The 12,463-nt window shown below is 71.4% G+C and carries 10 protein-coding genes; all 10 read left to right on the forward strand.

Translation table 11 applies throughout. From position 1 onward, the window contains the following. Positions 1-194 precede the first annotated feature (194 nt). Positions 195-1,727, forward strand: coding sequence for a hypothetical protein (locus VJ693_RS08485; protein WP_324153246.1), 1,533 nt, complete (start codon positions 195-197; stop codon positions 1,725-1,727). Then, on the forward strand, positions 1,727-2,446 hold the full coding sequence (locus tag VJ693_RS08490; protein ID WP_324153248.1) for a hypothetical protein: 720 nt from the start codon (positions 1,727-1,729) through the stop codon (positions 2,444-2,446). The genes VJ693_RS08485 and VJ693_RS08490 overlap by 1 nt, the downstream gene beginning before the upstream one ends. After that, positions 2,446-2,889, forward strand: coding sequence for a hypothetical protein (locus VJ693_RS08495; protein ID WP_324153250.1), 444 nt, complete (start codon positions 2,446-2,448; stop codon positions 2,887-2,889). Before VJ693_RS08490 ends, VJ693_RS08495 begins: the two co-directional genes overlap by 1 nt. Beyond that, complete coding sequence (mshL, locus tag VJ693_RS08500; RefSeq protein WP_324153252.1) at positions 2,886-4,496, forward strand: pilus (MSHA type) biogenesis protein MshL; 1,611 nt, start codon at positions 2,886-2,888, stop codon at positions 4,494-4,496. The genes VJ693_RS08495 and mshL overlap by 4 nt, the downstream gene beginning before the upstream one ends. A 28-nt stretch (positions 4,497-4,524) precedes the next feature. Continuing rightward, a complete protein-coding gene (locus VJ693_RS08505; RefSeq protein WP_324153254.1) occupies positions 4,525-6,237 on the forward strand; it encodes a GspE/PulE family protein in 1,713 nt (570 codons plus the stop codon). Positions 6,238-6,246: 9 nt separating this feature from the next. Continuing rightward, positions 6,247-7,500 carry a type II secretion system F family protein gene (locus VJ693_RS08510; RefSeq protein ID WP_324153256.1) on the forward strand — a complete coding sequence of 418 codons (1,254 nt, stop codon included), beginning with the start codon at positions 6,247-6,249 and terminating at the stop codon, positions 7,498-7,500. A gap of 120 nt (positions 7,501-7,620) precedes the next feature. Beyond that, positions 7,621-8,106, forward strand: a complete 486-nt coding sequence (locus tag VJ693_RS08515; protein ID WP_324153258.1) for a hypothetical protein — start codon at positions 7,621-7,623, stop codon at positions 8,104-8,106. 43 nt (positions 8,107-8,149) lie between these two features. Then, positions 8,150-8,554: a type II secretion system protein gene (locus VJ693_RS08520; RefSeq protein ID WP_324153260.1), complete on the forward strand. Its 405-nt coding sequence runs from the start codon at positions 8,150-8,152 to the stop codon at positions 8,552-8,554. A gap of 49 nt (positions 8,555-8,603) precedes the next feature. After that, positions 8,604-12,155 carry a LamG domain-containing protein gene (locus VJ693_RS08525; RefSeq protein ID WP_324153262.1) on the forward strand — a complete coding sequence of 1,184 codons (3,552 nt, stop codon included), beginning with the start codon at positions 8,604-8,606 and terminating at the stop codon, positions 12,153-12,155. Beyond that, on the forward strand, positions 12,136-12,463 hold a 328-nt coding region (locus tag VJ693_RS08530), incomplete at its 3' end, for a type II secretion system protein (protein WP_324153264.1). The genes VJ693_RS08525 and VJ693_RS08530, both read left to right, overlap by 20 nt.

The raw sequence follows: 12,463 nt of genomic DNA on the forward strand, positions 1-12,463 counted from the left end.
CAAGAGCTGCGTCCGGGCGGGCCCTCCATTGTCGTCTCGCCGCTCCCGGTGCGCGCGGCCGGTGCAAATGCCGCCCCGGGCATGCACGCCGGTGGTGCTGACTGCCGCCGAATCACGGCGTTTTTCCAGCGACCGCCTGGAGCCGCCGCGAGCCAACATCGGCGAGGAACATCACTCCAAACGCCCGCCTCACCGTGCTGCCACGACCTCGTTCCGCCACCGGCTGGCTGGCCTGTGCCTCGCAGGCCGGCGGGCTGCGCTTGGCGCTGGTCGAACCCGGCGAGCGCCCGGCCGTGCGCTGGCTGCACAGCGAGCCGCTGCGTGCCTCGGCCGCCGCCTCGCTGCACCGGGCTCGCCGCGCGGCACCCCGCGGCGGATGGTCGGCCGTCGCCCTGCTCGAACGCGGCCAGTACCAGCTGCTGCAGGCCGAAGCCCCCGACCTGCCGCGCGAAGACTGGCGCGACGCCCTGCGCTGGCGCCTGAAGGACCAGCTCGAATTTCCGGTCGACACGGCCGCGATCGACCTGCTGCCGATGCCGCCGCAAGCCGGCCCGCGCAACCAGCGCACGCTGATCGCCGTGGCCGCCCCCGGCACCGTGCGCGAGCAGCTTCGCCGCGCCGGCGAGGACGCCGGCTGGCGCTGGCAGGCGGTCGACGTGGCCGAGACCGCGCTGCGCAACCTGAGCCGCCTGTTGGCCACCCCCGGCCGTGGCCACGCGCTGCTGCACCTGGGCGAGAACCACGCGACCCTCGTGATCACCACCGACGGGGCGCTGCTGCTGGCGCGCCAGATCGAGGTCGGCCGGGCCCAGCTCGCCGAGGCCGACGACAACGCCCGCCAGCAGGCGATGGAGCGCGCTGGCCTGGAGCTGCAGCGCACGCTCGACGGCTTCGACCGCGTCTTCAGCCAGGTCGGCCTGGAGCGGTTGGACCTGCTGCCCGGCCCCGGTGCCGAGGCTTTTGCCGATTTCGCCCGCGAGCTGGTCTACGTGCCGGTCAAGCTGGCCAACGTGGCCGGCGCGCTCGATCTGCCCGCCGGCGCCGAGCCGGCCGACCACTGGATCGCGATCGGCGCCGCGCTGCGCCGGCCGGCCGACGCGCCCGATGCGGAAGCGCCGGTTGATCTGAACCTCGACCCGCCGGCCCGGCGCCCGGCCGCGCCGCCCTGGCGAGCAGCGCAGGCCCTGTGGGCCGCCAGCGGCGCCCTGGCCGCCGCCTGGCTGATCGCCGCCGGGCTCGATGCCTGGGCCGACCGCCGCCAGTCGCAAGCCACCGCGCTCACCCAGCAGCTGCCGCGCCAGCGCGCCGAGCTCGAGGCGCGCGACCCCGGCGGGGCCGACGCCATCCAGCGCCTGGCCGCCGAGCGCCAGCGCCTGCAGACGCTCGATGCCGACCAGCGCCGCGTGCGCACGCAGGTCGACGAGCACCTGGCCCGCGCCAGCGCCGGCTACACACCCTTCTTCATGGCCTTGTCGCGCCAGAGCCAGCCGGCCGTGTGGATCACCGGCTTCAGCGTCGGCGCGGGCAACGGCGCCGCCGGCAACACGATCGAGATCCAGGGCGGCATGACCGATGCCGCGCTGCTGCCCGGCTACCTGCAGCGCCTGAACCAGGAGCCGGCCTTCAAGGGCCGCCAGTTCGCCCGCCTGCAGCTCGCGCAGGCCGAAGGGCATACCGACTTCACGCTGGCCGGCGACAGTGCCGCGCCGGCCGCCGGGGCCCGATGATGAATGTCCAGGACCGCCTGTTCGATTGGCGCCAGCGCGGGCTGGCCCTCGCCCGCCGCTTCGACGCACGGCCGCAGCGCGAGCGCATGGTGCTGCTGCTGGCGGCCGCGGCGCTGTTGCTGCTGACGGGTGACCGCTTCTGGCTGACGCCGTCGTTCCGCCACTTCCAGGCCGCCTCGCAATCGCTCGCCGCAGCGCAGCGTGAGCAGCAGGCGCAGGCCGACGAATCCGAACACCGCCGCGTGCAGGGCGATGCCGAGCGCCGCGCGCTCGCCGCCGAGGTCGAGCAGTGGCGCCGGCGCACCGCCGAGACGGCCCAGGGCCTGGCCGACGCCCAGGCCGGCCTGATCGGCCCGGACCGGATGGTCGCGCTGCTCGAGCAGATGCTGCCGCGCCAGGGCGGCGTGCGCGTCGTCGGCCTGAAGACGCTCGCGCCGCAGGACCTGCGCAACCACACCGCGGTGGCGACCAACCCCAGCGCCCCAGCCGCCAGCGCCCCGGCGGCGTCGGCCGGCTCGGCCCTTTACCGCCACGGCGTCGAGATCACCGTCGAAGGCCCGTATGCCGACCTGATGGGCTACCTCGCGGCGCTCGAGGCCCTGCCGGGGCCGAAGCTGCTGTGGGGCGGCGTGAAGCTGAAGGTCGAACACCACCCCACTGTGCAACTGAGCTTCACGGTCTACACACTGAGCCTCGATCGCGCGTGGCTGGAGCTGTGATGAAGACGCTGCCGATCCTGTGTCTCACCGCCCTGCTGGCCACGGCCCACGCGGCCGCGCAGCCGCCGGCCGCCGCCTGGGCCGACCCGACGCGCCCGGCCGGCGCGCCCGCCGCTGACGCCGGTGCCTCGGCCCCGCGGCCGGCGCGCACCGCCTCCGCCGCGCCCCCCGCCACCGCGCCGCGGCTGCAATCGGTGCAGACCGGCGCCGACGGCTCGGCCAGCGCACTGGTCGACGGCCGCATCGTGAGCATCGGCGACACCCTCGGCGGTTCGCGCATCGCCGCCATCGACGCCGAAGGCCTCACGCTGCGCGACGCCAAGGGCCGCAGCGAGCGGCTGAACCTCATCCCGACCGCCATCGTCAAGCTCGACGGCGGTTCACCGCGGCCCCTGGCCGCGGCGGCCCAGCGCCTGACCGGGCGCGAAGGACAACGCCAATGAAGAACGTCCCCACCTTCGCGCGGCAGGTGCTGCTGGCTGCCGGCCTCCTGCTGGCCACGCTGGCCCACGCCGCCGACCCCGGCCGCTTCGACCTCTCGGTCAACAACGCACCGGCGGCCCAGGTCTTCATGCAGATCGGCAGCGGCACGCCCTACAGCATGCTGGTCACGCCCGAGGTCTCGGGCAACGTCACCGTCACGCTGAAGAACGTGACCGTGCTCGAGGCGCTGGAATCGCTGCGCGACCTCTACGGCTACGACTTCAAGGTCAACGGTACGCGGGTGCTGGTGTTGCCGAACACGGTGCAGGCGCGCCTGTTCCGCGTCAACTACCTGCCCGGCCGCCGCCAGGGCGCCTCGGACCTGCGCGTGAACACGGGCTCGGCCGCCATGGCGTCCGCCGGCAGCACCGGCCCCAACAACGGCAGCGCCACCGTGCCGGCCGCGCCGCCACCCGCCGGCCAGGCCAACCGCGCCGACGACAGCGCCCACGTGCGCACCACCAGCGACGCCGATTTCTGGGTCGAGGTGCAGGCCTCGCTGAACGCGCTGGTCGGCTCGGCCGGCGGGCGCGGCGTGGTGCTGAACCCGGCCGCCGGTGTGATCGTCGTGAAGGCCACGCCCGGCGAGCTGCTGCAGGTCGAGCGCTACCTCAACGCGATCCAGCTCTCGGTCGAGCGCCAGGTGATGCTGGAGGCCAAGATCGTCGAGGTCGCGCTGTCGAAGGATGCGCAGGCCGGCATCAACTGGGGCGGCTTCGGCCGCGTGCTGGGCGACAAGCTCGCCGGCTCGTTCGGCGTGGTCGGCGCCGGCGTGACGCTGGGCACCACCGGCGCGCTGAGCTCGGGCGATGTGAGCAGCACCCCCGCCAGCAACCTGAACACCACCGCCAGCGGCCGCGGCTTCTACGGTCTGGCGCTGCAGTCGCCCAACTTCGCCGCGCTGATCAACTTCCTGCAGACGCAGGGCGACGTCTCGGTTCTGTCCAGCCCGCGCGTGGCGACGCTGAACAACCAGAAGGCCGTGCTCAAGGTCGGCAGCGACGAGATGTTCGTCACCGGCCTGTCGACCACCACCACGACCAGCGGCAACAACGCCGTCTCGACGCCGACGCTGACGCTGATGCCCTTCTTCTCCGGCATCGTGCTCGACGTGACGCCGCAGATAGACGAAGACGGCATCGTGATCCTGCACGTGCACCCGGCCATCAGCAACGTGGCCGAGAAGACCAAGAACATCGACCTCGGCTCGCTCGGCAGCTTCCGCCTGCCGCTGGCCGCCTCCACCGTCAACGAGACCGACAGCATCGTGCGCATCGGCGACGGCCAGATCGTCGCCATCGGCGGCCTGATGGTGACGTCGAGCAACAACAGCAAGAGCGGCGTGCCGGGCCTGCAGGAAGCGCCGGTCGTCGGCGGCCTGTTCCGCCAGACCAGCGACGCCAGCGCCAAGCGCGAGCTGGTCATCCTGATCAAGCCGACGGTCATCCAGGGCGACGGCGCGAACTGGCCGGCCACCGCGTCGATCGGTGCCGAGGCGGCCCCGCCCAGCGAGAAGGTCGCGCTGCCGAACAGCCGGCTCAAGCTCGACAACACGCTCAGCCGCTGAACGCCAACGACCCCACGGATCACCGACCATGGCCCGCCCCGAACGCATCCGCCTCGGCGACCTGCTGATCCAGGAACAGCTGATCTCGCCCGCCCAGCTCGAGCAGGCGCTGACGGCGCAGAAGCAATCGGGCCGCAAGCTCGGCCGCATCTTCATCGACTCGGGCTTCGTCACCGAGGCGCAGATCGCCAAGGCGGTGGCGCACCAGCTGCGCGCGCCCTTCGTCGAGCTGGCCGGCCGCATGATCCGGCCCGAGATCGCGCGCCTGCTGCCCGAGGTGCAGGCGCGCCGGCTGCGCGCGCTGCCGCTGGAAGAAACCGCCGCCGGCCTGCGCGTGGCGATGGCCGACCCGACCGACCTCGCGGCCTGGGACGAGCTGAACCGCCTGCTCAAGCGCGAGATCGAGCTCGCCGTGGCCGCCGAGAGCCAGCTGCTCGCGGCGCTGGACCGCAGCTACCACAGCACCGAAGAGATCGCCGGCCACGCCCAGGCGCTGCAGACCGAGCTGGCCAGCGTGACGCAGGAGTTCGGCGACCTGCTGGGCCTGTCGACCGCGACCACCGAAGACGCACCGGTCGTTCGCCTGCTGCATTCGGTGTTCGAGGAGGCCCTGCGCGTGCGTGCCTCGGACATCCACATCGAGCCGCAGGAGCGCGCACTGCGCATCCGCTTTCGCATCGACGGCGTGCTGCATGTGCAGACCGAGGCCGACGCGAAGATCGCCAGCGCCGTCGCGCTGCGGCTGAAGCTGATGTCGGGCCTGGACATCTCCGAGAAGCGCCTGCCGCAGGACGGGCGCTTCCACGTCAAGCTGCGCGCCGGCAACAACGTCGACGTGCGCATCTCGACCATGCCCACGCAGCACGGCGAGTCGGTCGTGATGCGCCTGCTGACGCAGGAAAGCGGCCTGCTCTCGCTGGACAAGCTCGATCTGCCGCCGGCGGTGGCCAAGGCGCTCCAGCGCGCGATCGCGCGGCCCAGCGGCATGGTGCTGGTGACCGGCCCGACCGGCTCGGGCAAGACCACCACGCTGTACGCGGCCCTGAGCGCGCTGAACACCACCGGCCGCAAGATCATCACCGTCGAAGATCCGGTCGAGTACCGCCTGCCCGGCATCAACCAGGTGCAGGTGATGGACAAGATCGAGCTCGGCTTCGGCCGCGTGCTGCGCGCCGCACTGCGGCAGGACCCGGACGTGATCCTGGTCGGCGAGATGCGCGACCAGACCACCGCCGAGATCGGCCTGCGCGCCGCGTTGACCGGCCACCTGGTGCTCTCGACCCTGCACACCAACGACGCGCCGTCGACCCCGCTGCGGCTGATCGACATGGGCGTGCCGCGCTACATGGTCGCGATGTCGCTGCAGCTCGTGCTCGCGCAGCGCCTGGTGCGACTGATCTGCACGCACTGCGCGACCGATGTCGAGCCCGACCCGCACCAGCACGAGTGGCTGGCGCTGGAGCTGGGCGATTCGGTCGGGCGCCACCGCTTCCGCCACGGCCGCGGCTGCCCGGTGTGCAACGACACCGGCTACAGCGGGCGCTCGGGCGTCTACGAATTCGTCGAGATGACGCAGGAGCTGGTCGAGACGATGAACCACGGCAGCCCGGCCGACTTCGCGCGCGCGGCGCGCCGGCAGATGGCTGGCGCGTCACTGCGCAGCGATGCGGTGCGCCTGGCCACCGAGGGCCGCACGACGATCGACGAAGCGATGCGTGTGGCCACGCAGTTCGACGAATAAGCGCCCGCAATGATTCGCTTTGCCTATACCGGCCGCAGCGCGGCGGGGCCTGTCAGCGGCACGCTCGAAGGCAATGATGCGAGCGCCGTGGCCGACCTGCTGTTCGCACGCGGCGTGACGCCGCTGAAGATCGAAGCCGAAGCCGGCACCGCCAAGGCCGCGGCCGGCGGCGCCGCCCCCGCCTCGGCCCAGGCCACGATCGCCCGCTGGCTGCAGCCGCCGGTCGGCACCGTCGAGCTGATGCTGTTCTGCCGCCAGCTGCACACGCTGCTGCGCGCCGGCGTGCCCATCCTGCGCGCGCTGCTGGGGCTGCAGGAATCGGCCACCCACGTCGGCATGCGCGAGAGCCTGGCCGAGGTGCGGCGCAGCCTGGAATCGGGCATCGAGCTGTCGATGTCGTTCGCCCAGCAGTCGAAGCTCTTCAACGGCTTCTTCGTCGCGATGGTGCGCGTGGGCGAGATGACCGGGCGGCTCGACGAGGTGTTCGACCGCCTGTGCAAGCACCTCGAGTTCGAGATGTTCATGCGCCAGCAGGTCAAGTCGGCGCTGCGCTACCCGATGTTCGTGATGATCGCGATGGTCGCCGCGATCGGTGTCATCAACGTGCTGGTGATCCCCGCCTTTGCCGGCGTGTTCGCCAGCTTCCATGCCGAGCTGCCGCTGCCGACCCAGATCCTGCTCGCGACCTCCAGGTTCACGATCGACCACGGCTGGCTGCTCGGCCTGGGGGCCGTCGGCGCCTTCTTCGGCTGGCGCGCGTGGGTCGCCACGCCGGCCGGCAAGCTGCGCTGGGATCAGTTCCTTCTGGGCGTGCCGGTGGCCGGCAAGATCGTTCGCAAGGCGATGCTGGCCCGCTTCGCGCGCGGCTTCGCGCTGGCGCTCAAGAGCGGCGTGCCGATCGAGCGCGCGCTGGCCGCCGTCGCCCAGACGGTCGAGAACAGCTGGATCTCGCGCCGCATCGACGGCATGCGCGACAGTGTCGAGCGCGGCGAATCCATCGTGCGCGCCGCGATGGCGGCCGGCGTGTTCACCCCCGTCGTGCTGCAGATGATCGGCGTCGGCGAAGAGACCGGCGCGATCGACGAGTTGATGGAAGAGGTCGCCGAGCTGTACAGCAACGAGGTGCAGTACGAGCTGAAGACGCTGGGCCAGCAGATCGAGCCGATCCTGATCGTCTTCCTCGGTGTGCTGGTGCTGGTGCTGGCGCTGGGCGTGTTCCTGCCGATGTGGGACCTGGGCAAGGTCGCGACCGGCCATGGCTGAAGTGAAGCCCCCACGCTCCCTTCCGGTCGCTTCCCCCCGAGGGGGCTTTTGCAGCGGACCGGCGGAGCCGGATCCTCGCAAATCCCTTGGTTTGCGGTGGAGCAACTGAGATGGACACGCATGCCGCCCCAACCTCCGCGCAAGTTCAGATCCACCGGCCTGACCCGGCTCGAATTCGCCATCGCCGTGGTGGTGATCGGCGTGCTGGTCGCGCTGGCGCTGCCGCGGCTGGCCGCGCCGCTGGTGGCCGCGCGCCAGGTGCGCTTGAAGATGCTGCTGGCCACCGCGCAAAGCACGGCCAGCCTGTTCCACGGCCAGTGCGAAGTGCGGTCGGGGCCCTGCGAGCGGCTGCCGCTTCGGGGCCGGCCGGTGGCCGGCGTCTTCGGCTGGCCGGCGGCGAATGCCGACGGCATCGCGGCCGCGCTCAAGGTCTGGGGCGGCACGGACGATATCGCCTGGCAGCCCGAGTCGCTCGACGGCGTGCCCGCCTTGCGCGCGCGCCTGGAACCCAGCTCGGATGCCGGCACATGCGAGTTCATCTACGCCCAGGCTCCGTCGCCGGGTGCGGCCCCCCGCATCGCGCTGGTCGGTGCCTCGTGTCCCTAGCGTTTCCCTGTTCTCTTGTGTCTTCATTCGAAGGAGTTTCACCATGAAGCGAATCCAAGCCGGCTTCACGATGATCGAGCTGATCGTCGTGATCGTCATCCTCGGTGTCCTGGCCGCCGTGGCCATGCCCAAGTTCATCGACATGGGCACCGAAGCCAAGGCCAGCGCCCTCCAGAGCGTTGTCGGCGCGGCCAACAGCGCCATGAGCCTCAACTACGCCGGCTGCTCCGCTGTCGGCAATGTGGTCACCGCCAACAAGTGCGTCGCTGTCGACAACTGCGACGACGTCGGTTCGCTGCTGCAAGGCGGCCTGCCCACCGGTACGAACGGCTACACGGTGGCCCCGGCCGCCATCGATCCGGGCAATGGGACGACCGCCAGCTGCACGTTGACGCAGACGAACGGCAGCGCCACCGCGACCTTCACCGCCATCCGCGCCGGCACCTGACGTAGCGTCCGGGCGCGCGTTCTCGATGCGCAGTCTGCTCGCTCGCCTCTTGCACCGCCTGGCCGCCGGCCTTACTTGGCCGGCCGCCCTGGCGGTGTTCGCGCTCGTGCTGGCGGCTGCGCCCGCTGGTGCGGCGACCTACACCTTCCGCAGCGACACCTACGCCTGGGAAACGACCACCAACACGATCACCTGGGACAGGAGCTGCACCGGCTACCCCGGCGACGACGACAAGGCGACGATCACCTTCCCGGGCGGTTTCAGCTTCAATTTCGGCGGCACCAACTACAACGCGGTGCGGGTGCTCAGCAACGGCATGCTGCAGTTCGGCGCCGACACCGGCTTCTTCCGCAACTACGTCAACACCACGCTGCCGGCCGGCAACGCGGACAGCCGCGGCGGCTGCACCGCCGCCGCGACGGCGCGGGTGATGATGGCCTACTGGGCCGACCTGGACCCGAGCCGCGCTGGCTCCGGCAACGTCACCTGGGAACAGAAAGGCACGGCGCCGAACCGCTACCTCGTCGTCTCGTGGAACAGCGTCTACGAGTACGGCACCAACACGCCCTACGCCTTCCAGATCATCCTGTACGAGAACGGCGAGTTCAAGTACCAGTACGGCAACGCCAACACGACCGGCAGCAACGCCACCATCGGCGTGCAGGTCTCGAATTCGGACTACACGCTGTACTCGTTCAACAGCGGCTACAACGCCAACGGCAGCGCGATCCGCTGGTTCCAGCCCAGCGGCACGCCCACCCGCTTGGCCGAGTACCGCATGGATGAGTTCTCGTGGAGCGGCAACATCGGCGAGGTGACCGATTCGACCGGCAACGGCCATGGTGGCGTGCGCGTCGGCGCGGCGGCCAGCAGCGTCGGCGGCTATGTCTGCCGCGGCGCCGACATCCCTGCCAACACCAACGCCTCGACCATCTCGGCGATCGACACCTCGCTGGACGTCGACACCGGCATCGGCGTCGACGGCGCCGTCACCTTCTGGTATCGCAGCAACGCGGCCTGGACCAGCTCGACGGAGGCGCAGTTGCTCGACGCCAGCGGGTCGGCCAACCGGCCCTTCTTCCTGGTGCGCAAGAGCGACGGAACCCTGCGTTTCGTGGTCACCGACTCGGCGGGCAACCTGATCGATGCGGCATCCAGCGCGCAATCGATCACCGCCGGCACCTGGACCCACATCGCGGTGAGCTGGCGGGTGCACAACGGCAGCAACCAGAGCACGCTGCGCATCTACGTCAACGGGCAACAGGTCGGCGCCAGGACGGTCACGACCAACGGCGCGCTGGACCCCAGCCTGCTCACGCTCTTCCTCGGCGACAACCGCACGAGCGCGATCCCGAGCAACGCCACCGCCGCATCGGCCAACGGCCGCATCGACGAAGTCAAGGTCTACAACTACGAGATCAGCGCGCTCGAGATCGCCGCCGACATGGCAGTGAGCCACGGCTGCCCGCCGCCGCTGCACCACGTCGAGCTGCGCCACGGCACCGGCACCGGCCTGACCTGCACGCCCAGCACGCTGACCGTCGTCGCCTGCCAGGACGCGGCGTGCTCGAGCCTCTACACCGCGGGCCTCACCGGCACGCTCGCCGCCACCGGCGCGCCGGCCGTGACCTGGCCCGATGGCGCGGCCTTCAGCATCGCCTCGGGCGCCAGCAGCACCACCGTGCGCGCCCAGGTGGTGTCGGCCGGCAGCGTCAGCTTCGGCACCACGGGCCTGAGCGTGACGCCTGCCAGCGCCACGAGCTGCACCTTCGGCAGCCCGGCCTGCAGCTTCAGCGCCGAGGACAGCGGGCTGCGGTTCGACGTGCCGAACCACGTGGCGGACAGTGCGCAAAGCGTCAGCGTCAGCGCGGTGAAGAAGGCCGACAACAGCAACGCCTGCGTGCCGGCCTTCGCCGGCGTCAGCAAGCCCATCACCTTCCGCTGCAGCTTCCAGGACCCGGCCAGCGGCACGCTGCCGGTGCGCGTCGGCGGCACGGCGGTCCAGTGCGGCGCCGGCAGCCAGGCGGTCACGCTGGCTTTCGACGCGACCGGCACCGCCAGCACGACACTGCAGTACGCGGACGTCGGCCAGGTCGCGCTGGACGCCACCTACACCGGCAGCGGCAGCGATGCCGGCCTGACGATGACGGGCAGCGACAGCTTCATCGCCGCGCCGTACACCTTCACCGTCGCCGCCGCCAGCGGCACCCAGGTCGCCGGCGTCGGCTTCTCGGCCACCGTCACGGCGCAGAACGCCAGCGGTGCCACGACGCCCAACTTCGGCCGCGAAGCGGCGCCCGAAAGCGTCACGCTCGGCTGGGTACGCACCCAGCCGCAGGCCAGCGGTGCCGTCAATGGCACCTGGACCGGCAGCGTGGGCAGCTTCGCCAGCGGCTCGGCAGCGGTCAACAGTTTCCAGTGGAGCGAGGTCGGCCGCGGCGACCTGAGCGCCGTGCTGGCCAGCGGCAACTACCTTGCCAGCGGCTACACGGCCGCCGGCTCGAGCGCCGGCACGCCGGTCCTGTGCGCCAGCGAGTGGGGCACCTGCGTGCTGCCTGCCGGCGCCACCGCCACCATCTACTACGGCCGCAACGGGCGCCTGGCCATGCGTTCCGGCATGACCGGAAACGTCTGGTGTGCCAATGCGGCCTTCGGCGACCCCGATCCGGGCTACACGAAGCAGTGCTGGTACGTCGCTACGGGCGGCAGCTCGGCGGCTTCCAACGGCGCCATCGGCCCGTTCCGGCCGCACCACTTCGACGTGGCGGTGACGCCGGCCTGCGCGGCCGGCAACTTCGGCTACGCGGGCCAGCCGATCCCGGCGACGATCACCGCGAAGAACGCCTCCGGTGGGACGACGAGCAACTACTTCGGCAGTTATGCCAAGGCCACCACCCTCAGCGACGCCGGTGCGCTGGCGATCGGCGGCTTCACCGACGGTGCGACCGTGCCCGCCGCCAGCTACACCCTGGGCGTGGCGAACGCGGCGCCCACCTACGGCTTCACCGACAAGCTCACCGCGCCGCAGACGCTCGCGATCCGTGCGACCGATGCCGACGGCGTCAGCTCATCCGGCCACGCCGAGGGCAGCACGCCGCTGCGCAGCGGCCGGCTGCTGGTGGCCAACGGCTACGGCAGCGAGAACAGCGCGCTGCAACTGGCGCTGCGCGTGGAGTACTGGAGCGGCAAGGCGTGGCTCCTCAACGGCGACGACGGTTGCACCGGCTACGGCGCCGCGAGCATTCCGACCGGGTCGGTGGCGTTGTCGAGCGTGCGTGATCACAAGGGTGGCGCCGGCAGTTGGACCACCAACGCCACGGCGATCACGATGAAGTCGAACGGTGTCGGCACGCTGACGCTGGCCGCCCCTTCCGGCGGCGCGACCGGCACCGTCGACCTGGCCCTGAACCTGGGCGCCGGCACGGCGGACGAGTCGTGCCTGGCGAACCACCCGGCCAGCACCGGCGCCGTCCTGCCCTGGCTGCGCTCGCGCAACGGCAGCTGCGCCACCGGCTGGGCCAGCGATCCTTCAGCGCGCGCCGCCTTCGGCATCTACAGCCCCGAATCGAAGAAGACGGTCCATGTACGCGAAATCTTCTAGTCCGACGCGCCAACGCGGCTTCACCCTCGTCGAGCTGATCGCGGTTCTGCTGGTGATCGGCGTGCTCGCGGTCGTCGCGATGCCGAAGTTCGACGGGGCCTCCGGCGCGCGCAGCGAGGCCGCGCACGACGAGGTGCTGGCCGCGTTGCGCTACGCGAGCCAGACGGCCCAGTCGCACCGGCGCCTGGTCTGCGCCGATGTCAGCAGCAGTGCCGTCACGCTGCACATCGCCACCGCCCATGGCTCATCTGGCTGCGACAGCGCGCTCACCGGCCTCGACGGCTCGGCCGCCTTCACCGCCAACGCGG

Source organism: Ideonella sp., from assembly GCF_035254525.1.
In the GTDB taxonomy this organism is placed as follows: Bacteria; Pseudomonadota; Gammaproteobacteria; order Burkholderiales; family Burkholderiaceae_C; genus Ideonella.

What these genes read in the sequence shown, in the direction of transcription:
- VJ693_RS08520 (WP_324153260.1), top strand. Translation starts at nt 8,150, where the DNA reads ATGAAGCGAATCCAAGCCGGCTTCACGATGATCGAGCTGATCGTCGTG.
- mshL (WP_324153252.1), top strand. Translation starts at nt 2,886, where the DNA reads ATGAAGAACGTCCCCACCTTCGCGCGGCAGGTGCTGCTGGCTGCCGGC.
- VJ693_RS08515 (WP_324153258.1), top strand. Translation starts at nt 7,621, where the DNA reads ATGCCGCCCCAACCTCCGCGCAAGTTCAGATCCACCGGCCTGACCCGG.
- VJ693_RS08495 (WP_324153250.1), top strand. Translation starts at nt 2,446, where the DNA reads ATGAAGACGCTGCCGATCCTGTGTCTCACCGCCCTGCTGGCCACGGCC.
- VJ693_RS08505 (WP_324153254.1), top strand. Translation starts at nt 4,525, where the DNA reads ATGGCCCGCCCCGAACGCATCCGCCTCGGCGACCTGCTGATCCAGGAA.
- VJ693_RS08510 (WP_324153256.1), top strand. Translation starts at nt 6,247, where the DNA reads ATGATTCGCTTTGCCTATACCGGCCGCAGCGCGGCGGGGCCTGTCAGC.
- VJ693_RS08490 (WP_324153248.1), top strand. Translation starts at nt 1,727, where the DNA reads ATGAATGTCCAGGACCGCCTGTTCGATTGGCGCCAGCGCGGGCTGGCC.